The organism is Streptomyces sp. NPDC051219, assembly GCF_040682335.1.
Taxonomy (GTDB): domain Bacteria; phylum Actinomycetota; class Actinomycetes; order Streptomycetales; family Streptomycetaceae; genus Streptomyces.
Window position 1 is genome coordinate 40,402 of the sequence record NZ_JBFBAS010000017.1, and the last position, 23,954, is coordinate 64,355.

A 23,954-nucleotide genomic window follows, 5' to 3' on the forward strand; every position below is an offset into this window, starting at 1 on the left:
CGGAGCCCGGCCTCGGGGCCCGGTCTCGGGGCCGGCTCGGGGCGCGCTCGGGGCCCGGTCCGGCCGGCCGGACCTACCGGCGGCGCAGCGGCAGCGGGGCGCCCATCACCGCGTACGGCTGGGGAGCACTCGGGAAATGGACCTGCCGGGCGAGGTCGGTGTAGCCGAGCGCGCGGTACAGGCCGCGGGCCGGGCTCTCGATGTCGATCGCGGACAGGATCGAGCGCGGCAGCTCCGCGGTGTCGGTGATGTCGGTGATCAGTGCACGGCCGATGCCACGGCCCTGGAAGTCCGGGTGCACATGCAGCTCGGTGATGACGAACGCGTCGTCCAGCCACTCGCCCAGACCCGCGTTGCGCAGATACGGCTCGACGATCGTGGACCACCAGTGCGCACGGTCGTTGGGCATCCCGTACACGAACCCGACCAGCCGGCCGTCGGCCGTGGTCGCGCCCCGCGCCCGGGCTCCCCGGCTGGTCAGATGCCGAAGAACGATGTGCCGGCGCACCCCCATCTCGTCTTCGCTGAGACCGAAGGCGAGCGCCTGCACGGCCAGCGCCTCGTCCACACGCGTGGCGAGGTCGAGCGGGGCGACCACAACATCGTCGGGGATCCGGGGTTCCCCGGAAGAATCCAGCATGCCGGGGAGACTACCTCTCAGAACAACACGCTCATGAAGGCCCCGACCTCACGAAAGCCGACCCTGTGGTACGCCGCCCTCGCCGCCGTGTTGAAGTCGTTCACGTACAGGCTGACGACGGGCGCCACCTCGGCGAGCGCGTAGCGCAGCACGGCCGCCATGCCCGTCTCCGACAGCCCGCGGCCGCGGAACTCCGGGTCCACCCAGACGCCCTGGATCTGACAGGCCTGCGGGGTGGCCGCCCCGATCTCGGCCTTGAAGAGGACCTTGCCGTTCTCTATGCGCGCGAACGACCGCCCGGAACCGACCAATTCGGCGACCCTCGCCTGGTAGAGCAGCCCGCCGTCTCCGGCCATCGGCGAGACGCCCACCTCCTCGGTGAACATCGCCACGCACGCGGGCATGATCACTTCCATCTCGTCCTTGCGGATCCGGCGGACGAGCGGGTCCGGCTCCACCTGGCTCGCCGGCTGCTCGGTGATCATCAGTGGCTGGTTCGGGCGGACGTCCCTGGCCGGGCCCCAGCTCGGTTCGAGCAGCCGCCACAGCGGGGCCGTCGATTCGACGGGGCCGACGATCGACGAACACCGGCGGCCGGTCCTGCGGGCACGGTCGGCGAAGGCCCGTACCGCCTCGGGGGTCGCGCACATCGGTACGAGGTTGGCCCCGGCGTAGCACAGCGAGCGCAGCTCCCCGTCCGTGTACCAGCCCCACATCTCGCCGCCGAGCCGCCAGGGGTCGAGCCCCGCGACGTGCACCCGGGAGGCGACGAACGCGTTGGCGACCGGGTCGCGCCCGAGCACCTCGAGCGCGGCGTCGAGGTCGCTGGGCTCGAGGACCCGGGTGGTGGTCTGCGTCAACACGTTGCGGGGGCCTCACCATGCGGTTCTGCTGATCTCCGCACTGTACCCGGCGACACTGCGGACCGCCGCCCCCGGGAAGGTAACCCGGCAAGCGGCCCCGCCCCCGCGGAGCTGCGGGAACAGGGCCGGCCAGGCATACGCGGGCGAGGTCAGCCGACCGCGACCTCGGGCTCGCCCACCGCGTCGACCACCGGCGGGCCGGAGGGGACGCCGTCCTTCTCCATCTGCTCGGCGATCTTCATCGCCTCTTCGATGAGCGTCTCCACGATCTTCGACTCGGGAACGGTCTTGATGACCTCGCCCTTCACGAAGATCTGGCCCTTGCCATTGCCCGAGGCGACACCGAGGTCGGCCTCGCGCGCCTCGCCGGGACCGTTGACGACGCAGCCCATGACGGCGACGCGCAGCGGGACCTCCATGCCCTCCAGACCGGCGGAGACCTGGTCGGCGAGCTTGTAGACGTCGACCTGGGCGCGGCCGCAGGACGGGCAGGAGACGATTTCCAGGCGACGCTGCCGCAGGTTCATCGACTCCAGGATCTGGATGCCGACCTTGACCTCTTCCGCGGGCGGGGCGGACAGCGAGACGCGGATGGTGTCGCCGATGCCCTCGCTCAGCAGCGCGCCGAAGGCGACCGCCGACTTGATGGTGCCCTGGAAGGCCGGACCGGCCTCGGTGACACCGAGGTGCAGCGGGTAGTCGCACTGCGCGGCAAGCTGCCGGTAGGCGTTGACCATCACGACGGGGTCGTTGTGCTTGACCGAGATCTTGATGTCGCGGAAGCCGTGCTCCTCGAAGAGGGAGGCCTCCCACAGCGCCGACTCGACCAGCGCCTCGGGCGTCGCCTTGCCGTACTTCTGCAGCAGCCGCGCGTCCAGGGAGCCGGCGTTGACGCCGATCCGGATCGGGGTGCCGGCGGCGGAGGCCGCCTTGGCGATCTCCTTGACCTTGTCGTCGAACTGCTTGATGTTGCCCGGGTTGACCCGGACCGCCGCGCAGCCCGCGTCGATCGCGGCGAAGACGTACTTGGGCTGGAAGTGGATGTCCGCGATCACGGGGATCTGGGACTTCCGGGCGATGGTGGCGAGCGCGTCCGCGTCGTCCTGGGTCGGGCAGGCGACCCGTACGATCTGGCAGCCCGACGCCGTCAGCTCTGCGATCTGCTGCAGCGTGGCGCCGATGTCGGAGGTCCGGGTGGTGGTCATCGACTGCACCGAAACAGGTGCGTCCCCGCCGACGGCCACCGTGCCGACCTGGATCTTACGGCTGACCCTTCGGTCGGCGAGCTTCGTCGGAACGGACGGCATTCCGAGAGAAATTGCAGTCATCTGCTGTGCAACCCCAAGTGTGGATCAAGGTCCCGAGATCGGCGGGCTCCAGCCTTCGAGGTTACGGCACGGGGTGCGGCCGCAGCACCCCACGCCCTGGCGCCCACCCGATGGTGTGCGCCCGAACGTGAGGTGTACGCCGGGGCGCGCCGGTCCTGAACGGCACCCGATCCCCCACTTCTCACCGGTTCGTCGCCTATGTGATCCGTACGGGATTGACGACATCGGCGATGAGCACGAGCAGTGTGAAGCAGACGAAGATCCCTGCCACCACATAGGCGACCGGCATCAGCTTCGCAACGTCGAAGGGGCCCGGGTCCGGGCGCTTGAAGAGGCGCGCCAGATGGCGGCGTACGGACTCCCACAGGGCGCCCGCGATGTGCCCGCCGTCGAGCGGGAGCAGCGGCAGCATGTTGAACAGGAACAGCGAGAGGTTGAAGCCCGCGACCAGGAACAGGAACATCGCGACCTGGTTCTCCGGGGGGATGTCCAGGTTGACGATGTCGCCGCTGACCCGGGCCGCGCCGACCACGCCCATCGGGGAGTCCTGCTTGCGCTCGCCGTCACCGAAGGCCGCGTCCCACAGGTCGGGGACCTTTGAGGGAAGGGCGATCAGTGACTCGACGCCGGACTGCATCATGTCGCCCATGCGGTCCACCGACTGACCGAAGGACTGCTCGACGATGCCACTGGCCGGGCTGAAGCCGAGGAAGCCTGCGACGACGTACTGCCCTTCGACGTAGCCGCCCTCTCCGTCGGTCTCGCTGACCTGGTTCTCGATGAGGTCGGCCTTGAGGTCCAGCTGCTTCCCGGCCCGCTCGACGGTGATCGTCGCGGGGCCGATGGTCTCGCGGATGTGCTTCTGCAGCGTGCCCCAGTCCTGGGTGCGGTCACCGTTGAACGCGACGATCTTGTCGCCCGCCTTGAGGCCGGCGGCCTTGGCCGGGGCGGCCTGGTCGGTCGGCTTGCAGGTGTCGCGGTTCTCGCTCTGCTGGATGACGCAGTCGGAGACCTTGCCCACGGTGGTGGTCTGGGTGTTGATGCCGAAGGTCATCATCACGCCGAGGAAGATCGCGACCGCGAGGACCAGGTTCATGAACGGGCCCGCGAACATCACGATCACGCGCTTCCACGGCTTGCGCGCGTAGAAGAGCCGGGTCTCGTCGCCGGGCTTCAGCTCCTCGAAGGCGGCCGAGCGCGCGTCCTCGATCATCGAGCGCCAGGGCGAGGTCGAGCGGGCGGCGATCTTGCCGTCGTCCCCGGGCGGGAACATCCCGATCATGCGGATGTAGCCGCCCATCGGGATGGCCTTGATCCCGTATTCGGTCTCGCCCTTGTGCCTCGACCAGAGGGTGGGGCCGAAGCCGACCATGTACTGCGGCACGCGGATGCCGAAGAGCTTGGCCGTCGACAGGTGCCCGAGTTCGTGCCACGCGATGGAGAAGAGCAGGCCGATCGCGAAGACGACTATGCCGAGGACCGTCATCAGAATCGTCATGCGCGAGCCTCCGCTGTTGCCTTCGCCGCCAGTTCACGTGCCCTGGCCCGTGCCCAGGTCTCTGCTTCCAGGACGTCCCCGACGGTGAGTGAAGTTCCCGTACGAGGAGTGCCGTGGTCCGCGACCACTGCGGCGACCGTATCGACGATTCCGTCGAAAGGCAGGCGGCCGCCGAGAAAAGCGTCCACGCACTCCTCGTTCGCCGCATTGAACACCGCGGGGGCCGTGCCGCCCAGGTTGCCCACGAACCGGGCGAGTCCGACGGACGGGAAGGCGTCCTTGTCGAGCGGGAAGAACTCCCAGGTCGACGCCTTCGACCAGTCGAAGGCGGGGGCCGCGTCCGGGACGCGTTCCGGCCAGCCGAGGCCGATGGCGATCGGGCCGCGCATGTCGGGCGGCGTGGCCTGGGCGAGCGTCGAGCCGTCGGTGAATTCCACCATCGAGTGGACATACGACTGGGGGTGGACGACGACCTCGATTCGCTCGAACGGGATGTCGTAGAGGAGATGCGCCTCGATGACCTCCAGGCCCTTGTTGACCAGGGTCGCGGAATTGACCGTGATCACCGGGCCCATCGCCCAAGTGGGATGCGCGAGGGCGTCCTCGGGGGTGACATCGGCCAGCTCCGCCTTCGTACGGCCGCGGAAGGGGCCGCCGGACGCGGTGACGACCAGCTTGCGGACGTCGGCCCGGGTACCGGCGGCCAGGGCCTGGAAGAGCGCGGCGTGCTCGGAGTCGACCGGGATGATCTGGCCGGGCTTGGCAAGCGCCTTCACGAGCGGGCCGCCGACGATGAGCGACTCCTTGTTGGCGAGGGCGAGCGTACGGCCGGCTTCGAGGGCCGCGAGGGTGGGTGCCAGGCCGATCGAGCCGGTGATGCCGTTCAGCACGGTGTGGCAGTCGCTCGCGGCGAGCTCGGTGGCGGCGTCCGGGCCGGCCAGGATCTCGGGCGCGGGTTCGCTCCCGTACTGGGCCTTCAGCGCCTCGCGCAGCGCGGGCACGACGTCCTGCCGGGCCACCGCGACCGTGCGTACCTGCAGCCGCCGGGCCTGCTCGGCGAGCAGCCCCACGCGGCCGCCGGCCGCCGACAGCCCGGTGACCCGGAAGCGGTCGGGGTTGCGCAGCACCAGGTCGATGGCCTGGGTGCCGATGGACCCGGTGGAGCCGAGGATGACGATGTCCCGGCGGCCTTCGGCAGCGTCGAAGGTGAGATGCGGATCGGCGAGGGGGGCTGGACTGTCGCTCATGCCCTCCATTGTGGCCGCAAGTGTTCAAGGGATGGACAGGGCGTCCCCTTCGGAGCGGCGGGGTGGCCTCAGCCGCGGCGGCTGAGGCAGTACGACGTGGCCCCGTTCGCGCTGTACTCCAGGTACATGAGGTAGTCCGCGGGGCCGCAGTCCTGGTGCTCGGTTACTTCGTAGCGCTCCCCCGTGGCGTCGCACGCCACGCGCTCCAGGTCCTGCTCGGGCCAGTCGGCGTTGTTGCGTACGCACTCGCCGGCTGTGAAGCCGGTCGACTCCGGGTCGCCGCCCACGACCACACCGATTGCCATCAGGACGGTCAACGCGGCAAGGACCAGCCCGGCCGGGATCAGGAAGAGCAGGGCCTGGGGGCGCAGCGGCACCGGCTTGCCGGGGTCGAGCGGTGGGCGCCAACCGCCGTACGGCTGCGGCAACTTGCGGAAGGCGGAGCGGGCGAAGAGGTTCGCCAGCAGCGTGAACGGGGTGATGAGGGCGGAGAGCGGGCCCCACCATCCCTGGATCAGGGTGTTCGCGGTCATCCTGCGGTAGGTGGCTGTCCCGCACGGCCTGCAGAACGGTCCTTCGGCCTTGAGGAAGCGCATGATGACGAGAAACCCCTGGTGGCCTCGCACGGTCGCCGGGGACACCGGCAGAGCCCCGCAGATCCGGCAGGCGGGGACGGGGGCGGGGGCCGCTCCCCAAGGCGCCGCGTACGGGGCCGGCTGGGGCTGGGGGTGCGCGGCGTACGGATACGGGTGCGGGTTCGAACTCGGCGGCGGCGCGGCAGACATGGTGGTTCCCCCTCGGTACGTGGCGGATGCACCTTAGCCGCCGGCGGGGGAACGCACGCAAGCGTGGCCGCCGCCGGGAGGCGGCGGCCACGGCTCGTCGTGGCTCAGCGGATCGGGCGGTGGACGTTGTCCCGCCGGCTGGGGCCGGGAGTCGCGTCCGCGATCCAGGGGCCGTCGCCCGACGGGTCGAGGACTCCCTCCTCCAGCCAGGTGTACGTACCGGACAGGACTCCGTCGACGACCTTGCGGTCGAGGTCGTCGGTGTTGGTCCACAGACGCGTGAAGAGTTCGTCGACGCGGATGCGCGACTGGCGGCAGAACGCGTCGGCGAGCTGGTACGCCTCGCGGCCGTGATCGCCGGTGCTGCGCAGGAGTTCGGCCCGTACGCAGGTCGCGCTCATGGCGAACAGCTCGGCACCGATGTCGACGATCCGGCCCAGGAAGCCCTGCTTGGTCTCCATGCGCCCCTGCCAGCGCGACATGGCGTAGAAGGTGGAGCGGGCGAGCTTGCGTGCGCCGCGCTCGACGAAGCGCAGGTGAATGGACAGGTCGGGATGACCGGCAGGGTGGAACTCGGCGTACGTGCGCGGGAGTTGACCCGGCCCGGCGACGAGCTTGGGCAGCCACTTGGCGTAGAAGCCGGCTGCGCTCGCACCGGCCTTGGCCTTGTCCGAGAGGGACTTGTCGGGGTCGATGAGATCGCCGGCGACCGAGAGGTGGGCGTCGACCGCCTCGCGGGCGATGAGGAGATGCATGATCTCCGTCGATCCCTCGAAGATGCGGTTGATGCGCAGGTCGCGCAAGATCTGCTCGGCGGGGACGGCCCGTTCGCCGCGGGCCGCGAGCGACTCCGCGGTCTCGAAGCCGCGGCCGCCGCGGATCTGGACCAGTTCGTCGGCCATCAGGCAGGCCATCTCGCTGCCGTACAGCTTGGCGAGGGCGGCCTCGATACGGATGTCGTTGCGGTCCTCGTCAGCCATCTGGGACGACAGGTCCACGACCGCTTCGAGCGCGAACGTCGTCGCCGCGATAAAGGCGATCTTGGAGCCCACTGCTTCGTGCCGGGCGACCGGCCTGCCCCACTGCTCGCGTACGGACGACCACTCACGGGCGATCTTCAGGCACCACTTGCCCGCGCCGACGCACATCGCCGGCAGGGAGAGGCGACCGGTGTTGAGCGTGGTCAGAGCGATCTTGAGACCGGCGCCCTCGGGACCGATGCGATTCGCCGCGGGGACCCGGACCTGGTGGAACCGGGTGACGCCGTTCTCCAGTCCGCGCAGGCCCATGAAGGCGTTGCGGTTCTCCACGGTGATGCCGGGCGAGGCGGCTTCGACGACGAACGCCGTGATGCCGCCCTTGTGCCCCTCGGATTTGGGAACGCGGGCCATGACCACGAGCAGGTCGGCGACGACGCCGTTCGTCGTCCACAGCTTCACCCCGTCGAGGATGTAGTCGTCCCCGTCGGGGACCGCGCTCGTGGCGAGGCGGGCCGGGTCGGAGCCGACGTCCGGCTCGGTGAGCAGAAAGGCGCTGATGTCGGTGCGGGCGCAACGGGGCAGGAACGCCTCCTTCTGCTCCTGGGTGCCGAACATCTTCAGCGGCTGTGGTACACCGATGGACTGGTGGGCGGAGAGCAGCGCGCCCAGGGCGGGGCTGACGGAGCCGACCAGGGCCAGCGCCTTGTTGTAGTACACCTGGGTGAGGCCGAGGCCCCCGTACTTGATGTCGATCTTCATACCGAGGGCGCCGAGCTCCTTGATCCCGTCGACCGTCTCGTCGGGGATCCGCGCCTCGCGCTCGATGCGGGCGCTGTCGATCTTCGTCTCGCAGAAGTCGCGGAGCTTGGTGAGGAACTCCTCACCGCGCCGCGCGTCCTCGCCGGCGGGCATCGGGTGGGGATGGATGAGGTCCAGGCGGAACCGCCCCAGGAAGAGTTCCTTGGCGAAGCTTGGCTTCCGCCAGTCCTGCTCGCGGGCGGCCTCGGCCACCTGGCGGGCTTCGCGCTCGGTCACCTTGGGAGCCGAGGGCGTCGTGCCCGCGGTGGTCGCGGAGGGCTCGTGGGGCCTGGAGGTCTCGTCGGGCCTGGAGGTCTCGGATGGTGCGGACATGAGGAGGCTCACCTCGCCGCTGCGTCGATGTCAGGGGCCGGCGCCGGTGTGGCTACCGGTCAGTGCTACCTGTGAGTCTCTACCCGATTCGTACATGTTGCACCAGCCGTGGCGCAGGTACGGCAAACGGCCGGAGCCCCCGCACAGTGGGCTCCGGCCGCGTTCTTGGGCCGTACGAATCCGTCGTCCGGATCCGCCGTACAGGTCAGAGGTCGAGTCCGGTGAGGACCAGAACCCTCTCGTACGTGTAGTCGTCCATCGCGTAGCGCACGCCCTCACGGCCCACGCCGGACAGCTTGGCGCCGCCGTACGGCATCTGGTCCGCGCGGTACGAGGGGACGTCGCCGATGATCACGCCGCCGACCTCGAGCGCGCGGTGGGCGCGGAAGGCGGTCTGCACGTCGTGCGTGAACACGCCGGCCTGGAGGCCGTACTTCGAGTCGTTGACCGCGGCGAAGGCCTCGGCCTCGCCGTGGACCTTCTTCAGCGTCAGGACCGGGCCGAAGACCTCCTCGCAGGAGATCGTGACGTCCGCCGGAACCTCGGCGAGCACGGTGGGCGCGTAGGTCGCGCCGTCGCGCTTGCCGCCGGTCAGCAGCCGGGCGCCGGCGTTCACGGCCTCGTCGACCCAGGACTCGACACGCTTGGCGGCGTCCTCGCTGACCAGCGGGCCGACATCGGTCTTGGCGTCCGACGGGTCACCGGTGACCTGTGCCTCGACCGCCGCGACGACCTTCGGGACGAGTCGGTCGTAGACCGAGGCGTCGGCGATCACTCGCTGCACGGAGATGCAGGACTGGCCGCCCTGGTAGTTCGAGAAGGTGGCAATACGGGTGGCCGCCCAGTCGAGGTCCGCCTCTGAGGCGAAGTCGCCGAGGACGACGGCCGCGCCGTTGCCGCCGAGCTCCAGGGTGCAGTGCTTGCGTGGCACCGAGTCCATGATCGCGTAACCGACCGTCTCGGAACCGGTGAAGGAGATGACCGGCAGGCGCTCGTCCTGGACCAGGGCCGGCATCCGGTCGTTGGCGACGGGGAGCACGGACCACGAACCGGCCGGCAGCTCGGTCTCGGCGAGCAGCTCGCCGAGGACGAGGCCCGACAGCGGGGTGGCCGGGGCGGGCTTGAGAATGATCGGGGAGCCGACGGCGATGGCCGGGGCGACCTTGTGGGCGCACAGGTTCAGCGGGAAGTTGAACGGCGCGATGCCGAGCACGGGGCCCTTGGGGAAGCGGCGGGTCAGTGCGAGGCGACCGACGCCGCCGGCATCGGTGTCCAGGCGCTGGGCCTCGCCGCCGTTGAAACGGCGTGCTTCCTCGGCGGCGAAACGGAACACGGACACGGCGCGGCCGACCTCGCCGCGCGCCCACTTGATCGGCTTGCCGTTCTCGGCGGAGATCAGCTGGGCGATCTCCTCGGTGCGCTCGGTGAGCCGGCGCGACACGTGGTCGAGGGCAGCTGCGCGGACGTGCGCAGGGGTCGCCGCGAACTCTGCGGTGACGGCCTGCGCGGCGGCGACGGCCTCCTCGACCTGGGCGTCGGTCGGAACGCTGACCTTGCCGACGACACGGCCGTCCCAGGGAGAGGTGACGTCGAAGCTGTCCTCGCCGGTGGCCTGGCGGCCGGCGAGCCAGAAGGCGTGGGTGGAAGTCACTGTGATTCCGGCCCTTCCGAAGATTGGGGGTCCTGTCGCCACCACGGTAGGGGCGGGACCGCGAGTTGGCGTTTGTCCGAGGTGGAGTGGTAGGCGTGGGACGCCTGCCGGTTTGTCGGTGGCGGTACTGCTTGCCCCGGCCGGGCCGCGGGTCACGCCGGCTCCTCGCCGCACCAGGGCGCTTCGCCGCTCCGGCCGCGGGGCGCGCCCGGGATCCGGAGCTCGCTCCGGGCCGGGTGCTCCAGCCCGGGGAGAGCGGGGGCTTCCCCTCATGGCCGGGTCACGCAGGCGTCGTGGCCTTCAGGGCCAGCCACAGTTCCATCCGGACGTCCGGGTCGTCCAGCGAGCGGCCCAGGATCTCCTCCACCCGGCGCATCCGGTAGCGCAGCGTGTGCCGGTGGACGCCCAGGTCCGCGGCGGCCGCGTCCCACTGGCCGTGGCGGGAGAGCCATGCGCGCAGCGAGGCCACCAGATCGCCCCGGCCTGTCGCGTCGTGCTCGTGCAGGGCCCTGAGCATGCCGTCGGCGAAGGCCCGTACCGCGTCGTCGGCGAGCAGAGGCAGCACCGAGCCGGCCGCCACCTCCTCGTGCTCGACCAGCGTGCGGCCGCGGCGGCGGGCGACGGCCAGGGCCTGGTCGGCCTGTTTGTACGCGGCGGCTGCGGCGATCGGGCCGGCCGGCGCGGAGAGTCCGACGACGATCTCGTCCGGCTCGGCCGGCTCGTGCGGCCGGGATGCCGCCCCCCGCCGGGCCTCCACCGCGTCGGCGTACTCGGCGCAGGCGGTGACCGCCGCGCCGCCGTCGGTGGCGAGAACGACGAGGCGTTCGCCCTCCGGCACCAGGAGCAGTGATTCGCCGGCCCGGGCCGCCGCGCTCTCCAGCGCGTCCGCGAGCGCCGCGAGGGGGTCGGGGGCGGGCTCGGCCGGAGGGCCCTCGCCGGCTGCCGCCGCTTCGGCGATGACCAGGCGGAAGGGAGCGTCCAGCAGCGCGCCGTAGAGGTCACCGGCGACGGCCCGCGCGTGGTCCGGCTCCCCGGCGAGCAGCATCTTCAGGATCGCCGCACCGAGGCGGGTCTCCGCCTCCTGCAGCGAGCGCGAGCGCTCGGTGCCGAGAGTGAGCAGCGCGACCGCCGAGTGCACGGCATAGCGTTCGGCCGTGCCGAGCGGGGCGCCCGTGCCCACCGCGAGCGCGCCGCGAGCACGCCGTCCGGTGCCGAGCGACTGCAGCTCCACCCGGTCCTCGGAGCCGCCGACGACGGCGCTCGCGGGAGCGGGTCGCTCCCGCAGCCGTTCGACGTCGCCGGTGAGGCGGGCCGCCCGGCGCGCGGCCCAGTCGGGTGCGGCGGCGACGACGGCGCCCGAGGTGTCGTACAGCGCGGCCCAGCCGTGGACGTGCGCGGCGAGCCGGGCGAGGAGTTCGGCAGGTCCGTCCGCCGAGAGCGCGGCCCGGGTCAGCTCGCGCTGAGCCTCGAAGCCGGCGGTGACGGCCCTGTACTGGTCGGCGGCGTTGGCGGCCGAGACCGCCTTGCTGATCGCGAGGAAGGGCGTGCGCTGCGGTACTTCGAGCAGCGGAAGGTCCGCCTCCTTGGCGGCATCCACCAGCGGCTGCGGAATGTCCTCGTAGTACACCCCGACCGCGAAGCCCAGCCCGACGACGCCGGCGCCCACCAGTCGCCGTACGTAGCGGCGCATCGCCTCGGCGTCCTCGGCGTCCAGTTTCATCGCCGTGATGAGGAGCAGCTCGCCGCCCTCCATGTACGGGACGGGGTCGGCCAGTTCGCTGACGTGGGCCCAGCGCACGGGCGTCTCCAGCCGGTCCCCACCCGCGCGCACGGTGAGTTTGAGCGCGGAGTGATGGACGAGGGAGGCAAGCGTGGGCGGCATGGGAGACCTTCGGCGATCTGCAGACGATTTAGCCGACCTGTATGAACGGCTACTGCCGATTCTGCCAGGGCGTACGGATCCCCCGCACCGGGACCGGGTGTCCCGCAGGTCCCTGTCCGGCGATCCTCGAACCCTCCCGGACATGGCCATGTGAGACAGGGCCATGTGATCAGTACACCTGGCCCCGCGGAACACCTAGCCCACACCTAGTGCTGCGACCGGAAAGGTTCACCGGCTCGCGACGCCCGGCACGGCGCCTCGTCGCGTTGTCGCATCACCCGAGTACATCCAGTACGCGGGCGATGCTCCGCCTTGCGATGCACCGCACCGGACGCCGCGAGCTTCCCGGCCAACCTTTCCGGTCACAGCACTAGCCCCGCAGATCCACCAGCAGGGGCGCCGCGTGCTCTCCCCGTACCGTCGTCAGCGACAGCACCGCATGCCCCACGGGCACGGCGTGGGCGAGGTCGGAGGCCGACCACCGCTCGCGTTCGACCTTCCGCACGGTGATCGCGTCCGTCGTCACGGCCTTCCCGGTGACCAGCTTGCGGAAGGCATGGACGGCCCGGGTGAGCGGCTGGTCCGCGAAGACGGTACGGCTGGTGACGTCCCGGGTCTCCACCCACTCGGTTCCCCAGGCCTCGGCGAACCGCTTCCCGTCCCACGTGGTCACCCCGGAGAACGCCATCCGGCATCCGACCGCGCCAAGCACCGCCGTACGCAGCCCCTCCGGAACGTCGTCGAGCGTACGCAGCGTGAGCACCGCTCCCGCGTTGGCCGAGCGGAGCCGCTGGATGCCGCGGACGGTCTCGGCGGTGAGGGCGTGCGAGGCGTCGTCGAGGACGAGGCAGGCGAACAGCGAACGGTCCCCCCGGGCCGCGGCGCTCGCCGTGAACTGCGCGAGGACGAGCCGGGCCAGCATCCGCGACGCCTCGGCGTGCCCGCGCTCCGGCAGGTCGATCCGGACCCGGAGCGGGTGTTCGAGGGAGCGCAGCGAGAACGGGCGGGCGTGGCCGCCGGTGTCGAAGAAGCCCGTGAAGGCGGGCCGGTCCAGGAGTGCCACCCGGTCGGCGAGCAGTACACCGGGATCGCCGGGCGCACCCGACTGGCGGGCGCGCGCGTCCAGCTCGCGCTGGAGGGAGTAGTGCCCGCCCCCGTCCAGCGCCTCGCGCAGGGTGGCGAGCGCGGCCGGCACCCCGTCAAGGAGTTCGCGCAGCTCCGGTACGGACGGGAAGCGGCCGTGGGCCGCGCGGAATGGGCCGAGCAGTTGCGCGAGCGCGGTGGCCGCGCGACGGCTGTCGACGTCCGGAAGGTCGCCGATGAAGGCTTCGGCCAGCATGGCCGCGGCCTCGTCCGGGTCGGTCGTACCGCCGTACAGGTCCAGGTCGTAGGCGGAGGCGGGGTCACCCAGCTTGACCACCACGTCGTACGCGTCGTCGGGCCCGAGCTGCGCGCCGACGGCGCCCACCGCGATGACCGCGGCCTGACCGGCGATCGCCTGCAGGGCCAGCGACTCCACCACCGGCCGGACCAGATGGCCGGTCTTCCCGGCACCCGGCGGGCCGACCGCCAGCAGAGACGTGCCGAGGAGAGCCGGGTCGAGGGCGACGGCGGTGCCGCGCCGGGCGTAGGGGTTGCGTTCGCTCCCGTCGGCCGCACCGATCCGCACCTGGCGTACGAAGAGGTCGTGCCGGGCGGCGCGGACGGGCAGGTCGCGCGCCCCGGAGGGGTGCGTGCACGCTGCGGCGCCCTGCCGCAGCACGGCGCCGGTGAACGCGTCCAGCCGGGAGGGGTCCGCCTGTACCGACTGCCAGGCGCGGCGGATCCGTACGAGGTCGACGTCGTTCATCCGCCCGGACCGCACCTCCTCCGCGAGCCGGTCCGCAACGGCGGCCTGCCGCGCGCCGCGCAGCTCCGGCCACTCGGCGGGGTCGACTGCCGGCCCGGTCACCGCCCCCGGCTGCGGGGCGGCGGGGCGGACGCCGCGGAAGAGCGGCAGAAGCCAGCGCCGGCCCAGTTCGGCCCAGCGGCCGACCCGGCCGAAGATCATGGCGAGCAGCCCGGCGAAGAGGACGTAGTAGAGGTTGGTCACGACGGCGTAGGCGACCGGCGGCTCGGTGACGTCGAGGTACCAGTCGTCGGGGATCACCCAGAACAGCGGGTCCATCCAGAAGCCGATGTAGCCGTTCCAGCACAGGGACCAGACAAGCAGGGCGGTGAGGAACGAGATCAGCGCGCCCGTGACCAACTGACGGTCCGGGATCCGCTCCGGCTCCTCGGCCGGGCGCGGCACGTACCCGTAGCGCCAGACGCCCGGCTCCGCCTCCGGGCGCGGGGTACGCAGCCACTCCGTCAGGGAAGGGCCGGTGGCAGGTGGCAGGGAGGGCATGGGCGGCGGGCCGGCCGGGCGGGGCACCTGGCCGGCCCGTGTGCCGCGTGCGTCGTACGTGCCCTCGGTGTCCATGTGCTGCCCCTCGTCCCCTGACCAGCGGTATGCGTGCGTACGGGCTCAATCTAGTGCTGCGGCCTGGGCAGTTCACCGATCCGCGCCGCGGTCCCGCCCTCCTGCCGCGCCCACGCGGAGGCGCGGCGGAGAGGATGCGCCGCTATGTCCGCCGCGGACAACGACACAGGCGCACTTCTCCCGAACGGAACATGCCGGACCCCCCGCACCACGCCTAGCCTGCGGAAGAAAGAGCGTCCCGATCCAGCCCCCAGCATTCCCCCAGGAGCCCCTCATGACCGCAATCCCGCAGGAGCGCCGCGTCGTCACCGCCATTCCCGGCCCGAAGTCGCAGGAGCTTCAGGCCCGACGTACGGCCACGGTGGCCGGTGGAGTGGGGTCCGTGCTGCCCGTCTTCACCGCGCGCGCCGGCGGCGGGATCATCGAGGACGTCGACGGCAACCGCCTCATCGACTTCGGTTCCGGCATCGCCGTGACCTCCGTGGGTGCGAGCGCCGAGGCCGTCGTGCGCCGCGCGTCCGCCCAGCTGGCCGACTTCACCCACACCTGTTTCATGGTCACGCCCTACGAGGGGTACGTCGAGGTCTGTGAGGCGCTGGCCGAGCTGACTCCGGGCGACCACGCGAAGAAGTCCGCCCTGTTCAACTCGGGCGCCGAGGCCGTCGAGAACGCCGTCAAGATCGCCCGTGCGTACACCAAGCGCCAGGCGGTCGTCGTGTTCGACCACGGCTACCACGGCCGGACGAACCTGACGATGGCGCTGACCTCGAAGAACATGCCGTACAAGCACGGCTTCGGCCCGTTCGCCCCAGAGGTCTACCGCGTCCCGGTGGCTTACGGCTACCGCTGGCCCACCGGCCCGGAGAACTGCGGTCCCGAGGCCGCCGCCCAGGCCATCGACCAGATCAGCAAGCAGATCGGTGCGGAAAACGTCGCGGCGATCATCATCGAGCCGGTGCTCGGCGAGGGCGGCTTCATCGAGCCGGCCAAGGGCTTCCTCCCGGCGATCGTGAAGTTCGCCAACGACAACGGCATCGTCTTCGTCGCCGACGAGATCCAGTCCGGCTTCTGCCGCACCGGCCAGTGGTTCGCCTGTGAGGACGAGGGCATCGTCCCGGACCTCATCACCACCGCCAAGGGCATCGCGGGCGGTCTGCCGCTCGCCGCCGTGACCGGCCGCGCCGAGATCATGGACGCTCCGCACGCGGGCGGCCTGGGCGGCACGTACGGCGGCAACCCGGTCGCCTGCGCCGGTGCGCTCGGCTCCATCGAGACGATGCGCGAGGAGGACCTCAACGGCAAGGCCAAGCGCATCGAGGAGGTCATGAAGGGCCGCCTGGCCGCGATGGCCGAGAAGTTCGAGATCATCGGTGACATCCGCGGCCGCGGGGCGATGATCGCGATCGAGCTCGTCCAGGACCGGGTGACCAAGGAGCCGAACCCGGCCGCGGCCGGCGCGCTGGCGAAGGCCTGCCACGCCGAGGGGCTGCTCGTTCTGACCTGCGGCACATACGGCAACGTGCTGCGCTTCCTGCCGCCGCTGGTCATCGGCGAGGACCTGCTGAACGAGGGCCTGGACATCCTGGAGACCGCTTTCTCCGGAGTGTGACCATGCAGTAACGGTCAGGCATTGTGAAGAAGCTGTGGGAGGCCGATGGCGGGATGGAGATCCGTCTGTCGGTCCCCCGCGCCCTGCCGTACGGTTTCTGCAGATGAGAGAAACACCCCGCCCGCGGGAAATCGCGGGCGATGCCAGGCCGGGGCTTCCCCAGTTTCGACCTGGCTGTGCCTTCGCGCACACTGACGGAGCCTCTGGCTCCGGATCTCCTCACCGATCGGACGGCCGCCCGCCCCAAACCCCCCGGGGCGCGCGGTTCACCGATCCAGGCGGCCGCCTCGGAACCACCCCCCCTGTTCCGGGGCGGCCGGCTTCTCGCCCCTCCTCGCGCCGTTCGGCCTCCGCCTGGCTCTTCGCACTCTGCGCCGTGATCTTCGCGCTGGTGACCTGGCAGGTCGTTGCCGACGGCCCGCTGCGTGCCGCCGACGAACGGTTCGGCAGGACCCTCTTCCTCCGTGGCCCCTCAAGACTTGCCGAGGTCTGCGCCGACCTCGGCAGCATCGTCGTCGCCGGGCCGGTGCTGGCCGCGGCGGTCGCGTACACCTTCTGGCGCGGACGACAGTGGCGGCCGGTGTTCTCCGCGGTCCTGGCCGTGGCCGCCGTGCCCGCGCTGGTCATTCCGCTCAAGGCCTGGACTGCCCGCCCGGGCCCGCTCTCGACGGGCACCGGCTGGTATCCGTCGGGCCATACGGCGACCGCGACGGTGGCCTACTGTGCGGCGGCTCTGCTCCTCGCCCCGCACGTCCGCAGAAGCCCGCTGCCCGCCGCGATCGCGCTGAGCACGGCGGCGGGCATCGGGCTGGTGCTGCGCGGCTATCACTGGCCACTGGACGTGGCCGCCAGCTACTGCCTGAGCGTGATGCTCCTGACGGTCAGCTACCGAAGTACGCGTCGAAGTTCCTCGAGAACTCCCATTGGCCGAAGCGGTCCCAGTTGATCGACCAGGTCATCAGCCCGCGCAGGGCGGGCCAGGTGCCGTGGGTCTGGTACGAGCCGCAGTTGGTCCTCTTCGTCAGGCAGTCCAGCGCCTTGTCGACCTCGGCCGGCGAGGTGTGGCCGTTGCCCGCGTTGACCGACGCCGGCAGCCCGATCGCGACCTGTTCGGGCCGCAGGGCAGGGAAGACCCGGGAGAGGTTCCCCGCCACCGGGAAACCGGTGAGCAGCATGTCGGTCATCGCGATGTGGAAGTCGGCGCCGCCCATCGAGTGGTACTGGTTGTCCAGGCCCATGACCGGGCCCGAGTTGTAGTCCTGGACGTGCAGCAGTGTGAGGTCGTCGCGCAGGGCGTGGATCACTGGCAGGTAGGCGCCGGCGCGCGGATCCTGGCCGCCCCACTGACCCGATCCGTAGAACTGGTAGCCGAGCTGCACGAAGAAGGTCTCCGGCGCCATGGTGAGGATGAAGTCCTCGCCGTACTTGGCCTTCAGGGACTTCAGCGCCGCGATGAGGTTGACGATGACCGGCGTCGTCGGGGAGCGGAAGTCCGAGTCGCCGGTGTTCAGGGAGAGCGAGTGGCCCTCGAAGTCGATGTCGAGGCCGTCCAGACCGTATTCGTCGATGATCTTGCTCACCGAGCTGACGAAGGTGTCGCGCGCGGCCGTGGTGGCGAGCTGGACCTGGCCGTTCTGGCCGCCGATGGAGATCAGGACCTTCTTGCCGGCCGCCTGCTTGGCCTTGATGGCCGCCTTGAAGTCGGCGGCCGATTCGACGTTGGGGCATTCACCGACCGGGCAGAGGCTGAAGCGGATGTCGCCCGAGGTGACCGAAGTGGGTTCGCCGAAGGCGAGGTTGATGACGTCCCAGGAACCGGGCACGTCGGCCATACGGGTGTATCCGGAACCGTTGGCGAAGCTCGCGTGCAGGTAGCCGACAAGGGCGTGGGCAGGAAGCTCCGAGCCGCCTCCGCCGCCCCCGCCGGTGGTCGTGGCCGTCACGGCCGGGGACTTGGCGGACTCGCCGGCGGCGTTGGTGGCGCCGACCTGGAAGCTGTACGAGGTGCTCGGCGCCAGGCCGGTTACCGTGGCCGACGTCCCGCTCACCTCGGTGACCTTGGTGCCGTTGCGGTAGACGGTGTAGCCAGTGGCTCCGGTGGCCGCGGCCCAGGACAGCCCGACCGTGGTGGAAGTGGTCGCGCCGGCCGTCAGCCCGGTGGGAGCGGCGGGCGGCTGAACGGGGTCGCCGCCGGGGCCCATGAGCGTGAGGTCGTCGACGTGGTAGGCGGGCGTCCCGTACCAGCCGTGGGTGTAGACGGTCACCGAAGCGGTCGCGGCGCCGGTCCGGAAACTTGTCGTGAGCCTCTGCCAGGTGCCCGCCGACTGGGTCCACGTGGAGACGTCGGTGGTGCCGGTGCCGGAGGCGCCGAGGTAGGCGTATCCGCCCTGCACCCAGGCACTGAGGGTGTACGTGGAGTCCGGCCTGACCGTGACGGCTTGCGAGCACTTGGCGTTGTCCTGGCCCGCGGGGGTCGCCTTGAGCGCGGAAGTCCCGCCGTGCACGGGTGTGCTGACGACGGTTCCGCTGCCCGCCGAACAACTCCAGCCGTCCAGGCCGGATTCGAAGCCGCCGTTGCGGGCGAGGTCGGTGTCGGCCGCGGCGGCCGGCCGGCCCGCGGCGACCAGGCCGGTCGCGGCGAGGGCGGCCGCCATGAGTGCGGTCAGGACGACGCGCAGGGCGGGGGGTCTGGTGGTGCGGTCCACAACTGCCTCCGGGCGTGGGGGATGAAGAGGCGGAGCGCACACAACATGGTCCAGACCAATCATCTTGTCAAGACCGCCGGCACCGACCGCGTGCGGCCTCGGTCCCCGGGTCGGAGGGTGTCGTCCCTGGCTCAGGAGGTGTCCTCCCCCGCCAGACAGGCCGCCGCTTCGTGCATCGCGAGTTCCAGTACTGCCGGGTCCGTGAGCGTGCCCGTGCCGTCCGGCAGGATCAGCCAGCGGACGCCGCCGGAGGTCCGGCCCGGGTACGGGACGACTATCCAGGTGCCACGGCCGGCGCCCCGTACGCCCGTGCCGATCCAGCGTGCCGCCGTCCCCGGGGGCACGAAGAAGCCCATCCGGGCATCCCCGAAGCCGGCGAGGACCGGCCCCGGCCGGGCGAGGATGCGAGTCAGCACGTCGAGCGTGGGATAGCCCAGCTCGCCGGGCATGATGAGGACGTCCCAGCGCCGGCCGGCGGGCAGGAGCGCCACCCCGAGGGGGTTGTGCTCCCACTCCCACCGGCACGCGTCGGGATCCGGCGCCACCGATGCCAGCCATTCGACCGCTGTCTCCGCCCCCGAGTCAGTCATCACCGAGTCTCCGTTTCCGTGTGCACTGCCGGAATCGGCAGAACGCTTCACACGGTGGGAGTGGGCACGTCGGCGGCTATGACGCGGGTTTCACCACCTGCTGGTAGTGAGCCGGGGCATACCTTGATCGCAGTAGTGCGCCCCCCGCGCACAGGGGCGCACCGGAGGCTCAGCGCTCAACCGCTCCGCGGGCTCACAGGCTCAGCTGTCGAAGCCCAGGCCGAGGCGGTCCATGGCCTTCAGCCACAGATTCCGCCGCCCGCCGTTCTCGTCGGCGCGGGCCAGGGACCACTTGGTCATGCTGATGCCGGTCCAGGCCAACGGCTCGGGCGGGAACGGCATCGGCTTGCTGCGGACCATCTCCAGCTCGGTGCGCTCGGTGTGCTCGCCCGCGAGCAGGTCCAGCATCACATCCGCGCCGAAGCGGGTCGCCCCGACTCCGAGTCCGGTGAAACCCGCCGCGTACGCGACCTTGCCCTTGTGGGCCGTGCCGAAGAAGGCCGAGAAACGCGAACAGGTGTCGATCGCGCCACCCCAGGCGTGGCTGAACCGCAGGCCCTCCAACTGGGGGAAGCAGCGGAAGAAGTGGCCGGCGAGTTTGAGGTAGGTCTCCGGGCGGTGGTCGAGGTCGGCGCTGAGCCGGCCGCCGTAGGGGTAGACCGCGTCGTAGCCGCCCCACAGGATCCGGTGGTCGGGGGTGATCCTGAAGTAGTGGAACTGGTTGGCGCTGTCACCGAGCCCCTGCCGGTTCTTCCATCCGACGGAGGCGAGCTGCTCGTCGCTGAGGGGTTCGGTCGTCAGCGCGTAGTCGTAGACGGGGACGATGTACGGGCGAACCCGCTTGACCAGCGACGGAAAGATGTTGGTGCCGAGCGCGACACCGCGCGCGAAAACCCTGCCGTAAGGAGTGCGTACCGCCATCCCGGCTCCGGAGGCAGCCAGGTCCAGGCCCGGGGTGTGCTCGTAGATCCGTACCCCGAGGCCGAGGCAGGCCTCCTTCAGGCCCCAGGCGAGCTTCGCCGGGTTCAGCATGGCGACGCCGTGCCGGTCCCAGACCCCGCCGAGGAACGTGGGCGAGTCGACCTGGGCGCGCACCGCGTCCCGGTCGAGGAACTCGGATCCGCCGAAGCCGAGTTCCTCGGCCTCTCGCTGCATCTCCCGCAGCTCTTCGACCTGGTGGGGTTCGGTGGCGACGTCGATCTCGCCGGTGCGTTCGAAGTCGCAGTCCATGCCGTAGCGGGCGACCGCCGCCTCGATGGCGTCGAGATTGCGTGCGCCGAGTTCCTCCAGCTTCGCCAGCTCGCCGGGCCAGCGGGCCAGTCCGTTGGCGAAGCCGTGGGTGAGGGACGCGGCGCAGAAGCCGCCGTTGCGGCCCGAGGCGGCCCAGCCCGCCTCGTGGCCCTCGATCAGTACGACGTCGCGCCGTGGGTCTCGCTCCTTGGCGAGGAGTGCGGTCCACAGTCCGCTGTAGCCGGCGCCGACGACGAGCAGGTCGCAGTGCTCGTCACCGGTGAGGGCGGGCTGTGGTGCCGGCCTGCCCGGGTCGTCCAGCCAGAAGGAGACGGGCCGGGCTTCGGAAAGGGATGAGGCGGGGGTCATGGCGGCTGGGGCCATGGTTTCCACTCCTTCAGCGGTTGCCGGGGACAGGTTGTCCCTAGGGTTGTGCGCTCTTCTTCCGCCGGTTGCTGATGAGCTGGCCGGCGACCACGATCAGTACGGCTATGGCGAACATGGCCGTGCCGATGACGTTGATCTGGACGGGCGTCCCGCGCTGGGCCGAGCCCCACACGAACATGGGGAAGGTGACGGTGTTGCCCGAGTTGAAGTTGGTGATGATGAAGTCGTCGAACGAGAGCGCGAACGCGAGCAGCGCACCGGCGGCGATACCGGGTGCGGCGATCGGCAGCGTGACGCGTACGAACGTCTGCACCGGACCGGCGTAGAGATCGCGCGCGGCCTCTTCGAGGCGGGGGTCCATCGACATCACCCGTGCCTTGACCGCCACCACGACGAAGCTCAGGCAGAACATGGTGTGCGCGATGAGGATGGTCCAGAACCCCAGCTCGGCGCCCAGGTTGAGGAAGAGGGTGAGGAGCGAGGCGGCCATGACCACTTCCGGCATCGCCATGGGCAGGAAGATCAGTGAGTTGATCGCGCCGCGCGCCCGGAAGCGGTAGCGGACGAGCGCGAAGGCGATCATCGAGCCGAGAACGGTCGCTCCGACCGTCGCCCAGAAGGCGATCTGGAGGGACAGGGACAGCGAGCCGCACAGGTCGGCGACACCGCATGGGTCCTTCCAGGCGTCGGTGGAGAACTCCTGCCAGGAGTAGTTGAAGCGCCCGGCCGGCTTGTTGAACGAGAACACCATCACGACGATGTTCGGCAGGATGAGGTACGCCAGCGTGAACACGCCCGCGATGACGACGAGGTTGCGCCGTATCCATTGCGTCGACTGTCGCATCAGACGAGGTCCTCCGTCCCGGCCCGGCGGATGTAGAAGGTGACCATGATCAGCACGACCGCCATGAGAATGAAGGACAGCGCGGCCGCGGTCGGGTAGTCGAGCACCCGGAGGAACTGCGACTGGATGACGTTGCCGACCATCTTGGTGTCGGTGGAGCCGAGGAGCTCGGCGTTGACGTAGTCGCCACTGGCCGGGATGAAGGTCAGCAGCGTTCCGGAGACGACGCCCGGCATCGACAGCGGGAGGGTCACCTTGCGGAAGGTGGTGGCGGGCTTCGCGTACAGGTCGCCCGCCGCTTCGTGCAGCCGCGGATCGATCCGCTCCAGTGATGTGTAGAGCGGCAGGATCATGAACGGCAGGAAGTTGTAGGTGAGGCCGCAGACCACCGCGAACGGCGTGGCCAGCAGCCGGTTGCCCTCGGTCATGCCCAGCCAGCTGGTGACGTCCAGGAAGCCGACGCTGCCCAGCACGTCGACCACCGGTCCGCCGTCCGCGAGGATCGTCTTCCAGGCGAGGGTGCGGATCAGGAAGCTGGTGAAGAAGGGCGCGATGACCAGGACCAGCAGCAGATTGCGCCACCGGCCCGCCTTGAAGGCGATCAGGTACGCCAGCGGATAGCCGAGCAGCAGACACAGGACCGTCGCCGTGCCGGCGTACAGCACCGAGCGCAGGAACTGCGGGTAGTACTCGGCCAGCGCGTCCCAGTAGGTCTGGAAGTGCCAGGTGACCTTGAAACCCTCCTCCAGGGACCCCGTCTGTACGGAGGTGGAGGCCTGGTAGACCATCGGCAGCGCGAAGAAGACGACCAGCCACAGCATGCCGGGCAGCAGCAGCCAGTAAGGCACGAACTTGCGGCGGACGGAGGGCTTGTGGACGACCGGCTCGGCGGCGGGTGGCCGGGCCGCCGGTGGTGCTTCGGTGACGGTCATGCGCTCTCCCCGACCGTCTCCACGCCCGCGTCGATGGCCTGAGCCGCGTCGAGGCCGAAGGTGTGCGCCGGGTTCCAGTGCAGGACGACCTCGGCGCCCGGGGCGAAGCGCGCGTCCCGCTCGATGTTCTGTACGTACACCTCCAGCTCCGGGCAGACCGGACTGTCGATGACGTACTGCGTCGAGACGCCGATGAAGCTGGAGTCGGCGATCCTGCCGGTGATGCGGTTGCGGCCGTCGGCGAGGGAGTCGGCGTCGTCAGCGTGCGCCAGCGAGATCTTCTCCGGGCGCACCCCGACCAGCAGTTTCCCGCCGGTGCGGGGCTGGGTGGAACACCGGCCGGCCGGCAGCCGCAGCTTGGAGTCGGCAGCCGTGACCACGATGTCGCCTCCGCTCGTCTCGGCCACTTCGGCCTCGATGAGGTTGGAGGTGCCGAGGAAGTTGGCGACAAAGGTGGTCTGCGGGTTCTCGTACAGCTCCGCGGGCGCGCCCAGCTGCTCCACCCGGCCGCCGTTCATCACCGCGACCGTGTCGGCCATGGTCATGGCCTCCTCCTGGTCGTGGGTGACATGGACGAAGGTGATGCCGACCTCGGTCTGTATTCGCTTCAGCTCGAGCTGCATCTGGCGGCGCAGCTTGAGGTCGAGAGCGCCGAGCGGCTCGTCGAGCAGGAGCACCTGCGGGTGGTTGATCAGCGCGCGGGCGACGGCGACGCGCTGCTGCTGGCCGCCGGAGAGCTGGTGCGGCTTGCGCTGCGCGAAGTCGCCGAGCTGGACGAGGTCCAGCATGTCGCCGACCTGCTTCTTCACCGACTTGACCCGGCGGCGGAGGAGGCCGAACGCGATGTTCTCGTAGATGTCCAGGTGCGGGAAGAGCGCATAGCTCTGGAAGACGGTGTTGACCGGACGCTTGTACGGCGGGAGCCCGGTGACATCCCTGTCGCCGAGGAAGACGGAGCCGGATGTGGGGTCCTCCAGTCCGGCGATCATCCGCAGGGTGGTGGTTTTCCCGCAGCCGGAGGCCCCGAGCAGGGCGAAGAAGGAGCCCTGCGGGACGGTCAGATCGAGCGGCTGTACGGCGGTGAAGGAGCCGTAGGTCTTGCTGATCCCGGAGAGGCGGACGTCGCCGCCCTCGGTCTTCGAAGCAGTCATGGGTCGCTGTCCCAGTGGTGTCGGGGGGAGAAGGGGG

General features: G+C 70.6%; 18 protein-coding genes. 2 read left to right on the top strand and 16 right to left on the bottom strand.

Annotation, left to right across the window (positions count from 1 at the left end):
• Positions 1–73: 73 nt before the first annotated feature.
• The 10 genes from AB0M62_RS20335 to AB0M62_RS20380 form a co-directional block, all read right to left on the bottom strand.
• Positions 74–640: a GNAT family N-acetyltransferase gene (locus tag AB0M62_RS20335; protein ID WP_366075648.1), complete on the bottom strand. Its 567-nt coding sequence runs from the start codon at positions 638–640 to the stop codon at positions 74–76.
• 17 nt (positions 641–657) lie between these two features.
• Entirely contained in the window at positions 658–1,503 is an 846-nt protein-coding gene (locus AB0M62_RS20340) for a GNAT family N-acetyltransferase (protein ID WP_366075649.1), read from the bottom strand.
• 149 nt (positions 1,504–1,652) lie between these two features.
• Positions 1,653–2,831 carry a flavodoxin-dependent (E)-4-hydroxy-3-methylbut-2-enyl-diphosphate synthase gene (gene ispG, locus AB0M62_RS20345; RefSeq protein WP_366075650.1) on the bottom strand — a complete coding sequence of 393 codons (1,179 nt, stop codon included), beginning with the start codon at positions 2,829–2,831 and terminating at the stop codon, positions 1,653–1,655.
• Positions 2,832–3,027: 196 nt separating this feature from the next.
• The gene (locus tag AB0M62_RS20350) at positions 3,028–4,329 is read right to left on the bottom strand and encodes a site-2 protease family protein (RefSeq protein WP_366075651.1); all 1,302 of its coding nucleotides are present in this window, start codon (positions 4,327–4,329) and stop codon (positions 3,028–3,030) included.
• Entirely contained in the window at positions 4,326–5,585 is a 1,260-nt protein-coding gene (gene dxr / locus AB0M62_RS20355) for a 1-deoxy-D-xylulose-5-phosphate reductoisomerase (protein WP_366075652.1), read from the bottom strand. The genes AB0M62_RS20350 and dxr overlap by 4 nt, the downstream gene beginning before the upstream one ends.
• A gap of 59 nt (positions 5,586–5,644) precedes the next feature.
• Complete coding sequence (locus AB0M62_RS20360) at positions 5,645–6,361, bottom strand: hypothetical protein (protein WP_366075653.1); 717 nt, start codon at positions 6,359–6,361, stop codon at positions 5,645–5,647.
• Between the two features lie 104 nt (positions 6,362–6,465).
• Entirely contained in the window at positions 6,466–8,376 is a 1,911-nt protein-coding gene (locus AB0M62_RS20365; protein ID WP_366075748.1) for an acyl-CoA dehydrogenase family protein, read from the bottom strand.
• A 301-nt stretch (positions 8,377–8,677) separates the two neighbouring features.
• Positions 8,678–10,123: an aldehyde dehydrogenase family protein gene (locus AB0M62_RS20370; RefSeq protein ID WP_366075654.1), complete on the bottom strand. Its 1,446-nt coding sequence runs from the start codon at positions 10,121–10,123 to the stop codon at positions 8,678–8,680.
• A 280-nt stretch (positions 10,124–10,403) separates the two neighbouring features.
• A complete protein-coding gene (locus AB0M62_RS20375) occupies positions 10,404–12,005 on the bottom strand; it encodes a PucR family transcriptional regulator (RefSeq protein WP_366075655.1) in 1,602 nt (533 codons plus the stop codon).
• 370 nt (positions 12,006–12,375) lie between these two features.
• Positions 12,376–14,469 (bottom strand): ATP-binding protein, encoded by a 2,094-nt coding sequence (locus AB0M62_RS20380; RefSeq protein WP_366075656.1) that lies wholly within the window; start codon positions 14,467–14,469, stop codon positions 12,376–12,378.
• A 274-nt stretch (positions 14,470–14,743) separates the two neighbouring features.
• On the opposite strand from AB0M62_RS20380, the gene gabT reads away from it, so the two are divergent.
• Both gabT and AB0M62_RS20390 read left to right on the top strand, forming a co-directional pair.
• A complete protein-coding gene (gene gabT, locus AB0M62_RS20385) occupies positions 14,744–16,078 on the top strand; it encodes a 4-aminobutyrate--2-oxoglutarate transaminase (RefSeq protein ID WP_366075657.1) in 1,335 nt (444 codons plus the stop codon).
• A 376-nt stretch (positions 16,079–16,454) separates the two neighbouring features.
• Positions 16,455–17,024, top strand: a complete 570-nt coding sequence (locus AB0M62_RS20390) for a phosphatase PAP2 family protein (protein ID WP_366075658.1) — start codon at positions 16,455–16,457, stop codon at positions 17,022–17,024.
• Here AB0M62_RS20390 and AB0M62_RS20395 read toward each other — a convergent pair.
• The 6 genes from AB0M62_RS20395 to AB0M62_RS20420 form a co-directional block, all read right to left on the bottom strand.
• A complete protein-coding gene (locus AB0M62_RS20395; protein ID WP_366075659.1) occupies positions 16,960–18,783 on the bottom strand; it encodes a glycoside hydrolase family 18 protein in 1,824 nt (607 codons plus the stop codon). The genes AB0M62_RS20390 and AB0M62_RS20395 overlap by 65 nt on opposite strands.
• A 131-nt stretch (positions 18,784–18,914) precedes the next feature.
• Positions 18,915–19,373, bottom strand: coding sequence for a hypothetical protein (locus AB0M62_RS20400; protein ID WP_366075660.1), 459 nt, complete (start codon positions 19,371–19,373; stop codon positions 18,915–18,917).
• Between the two features lie 201 nt (positions 19,374–19,574).
• Positions 19,575–20,987 carry an FAD-dependent oxidoreductase gene (locus AB0M62_RS20405; RefSeq protein ID WP_366075661.1) on the bottom strand — a complete coding sequence of 471 codons (1,413 nt, stop codon included), beginning with the start codon at positions 20,985–20,987 and terminating at the stop codon, positions 19,575–19,577.
• A gap of 40 nt (positions 20,988–21,027) precedes the next feature.
• Positions 21,028–21,834, bottom strand: coding sequence for an ABC transporter permease (locus tag AB0M62_RS20410; protein ID WP_366075662.1), 807 nt, complete (start codon positions 21,832–21,834; stop codon positions 21,028–21,030).
• On the bottom strand, positions 21,834–22,766 hold the full coding sequence (locus AB0M62_RS20415) for an ABC transporter permease (protein ID WP_366075663.1): 933 nt from the start codon (positions 22,764–22,766) through the stop codon (positions 21,834–21,836). The genes AB0M62_RS20410 and AB0M62_RS20415 overlap by 1 nt, the downstream gene beginning before the upstream one ends.
• Positions 22,763–23,917: an ABC transporter ATP-binding protein gene (locus AB0M62_RS20420; protein ID WP_366075664.1), complete on the bottom strand. Its 1,155-nt coding sequence runs from the start codon at positions 23,915–23,917 to the stop codon at positions 22,763–22,765. The genes AB0M62_RS20415 and AB0M62_RS20420 overlap by 4 nt, the downstream gene beginning before the upstream one ends.
• Between the last annotated feature and the right edge of the window lie 37 nt (positions 23,918–23,954).

Excerpts from the sequence above, each read along its gene's own strand:
- gabT (WP_366075657.1), top strand. The coding sequence starts at position 14,744 with ATGACCGCAATCCCGCAGGAGCGCCGCGTCGTCACCGCCATTCCCGGC.
- AB0M62_RS20375 (WP_366075655.1), bottom strand. The coding sequence starts at position 12,005 with ATGCCGCCCACGCTTGCCTCCCTCGTCCATCACTCCGCGCTCAAACTC.
- AB0M62_RS20420 (WP_366075664.1), bottom strand. The coding sequence starts at position 23,917 with ATGACTGCTTCGAAGACCGAGGGCGGCGACGTCCGCCTCTCCGGGATC.
- ispG (WP_366075650.1), bottom strand. The coding sequence starts at position 2,831 with ATGACTGCAATTTCTCTCGGAATGCCGTCCGTTCCGACGAAGCTCGCC.
- AB0M62_RS20400 (WP_366075660.1), bottom strand. The coding sequence starts at position 19,373 with ATGACTGACTCGGGGGCGGAGACAGCGGTCGAATGGCTGGCATCGGTG.
- AB0M62_RS20410 (WP_366075662.1), bottom strand. The coding sequence starts at position 21,834 with ATGCGACAGTCGACGCAATGGATACGGCGCAACCTCGTCGTCATCGCG.
- dxr (WP_366075652.1), bottom strand. The coding sequence starts at position 5,585 with ATGGAGGGCATGAGCGACAGTCCAGCCCCCCTCGCCGATCCGCATCTC.
- AB0M62_RS20415 (WP_366075663.1), bottom strand. The coding sequence starts at position 22,766 with ATGACCGTCACCGAAGCACCACCGGCGGCCCGGCCACCCGCCGCCGAG.
- AB0M62_RS20335 (WP_366075648.1), bottom strand. The coding sequence starts at position 640 with ATGCTGGATTCTTCCGGGGAACCCCGGATCCCCGACGATGTTGTGGTC.
- AB0M62_RS20350 (WP_366075651.1), bottom strand. The coding sequence starts at position 4,329 with ATGACGATTCTGATGACGGTCCTCGGCATAGTCGTCTTCGCGATCGGC.
- AB0M62_RS20360 (WP_366075653.1), bottom strand. The coding sequence starts at position 6,361 with ATGTCTGCCGCGCCGCCGCCGAGTTCGAACCCGCACCCGTATCCGTAC.
- AB0M62_RS20380 (WP_366075656.1), bottom strand. The coding sequence starts at position 14,469 with ATGGACACCGAGGGCACGTACGACGCACGCGGCACACGGGCCGGCCAG.
- AB0M62_RS20405 (WP_366075661.1), bottom strand. The coding sequence starts at position 20,987 with ATGGCCCCAGCCGCCATGACCCCCGCCTCATCCCTTTCCGAAGCCCGG.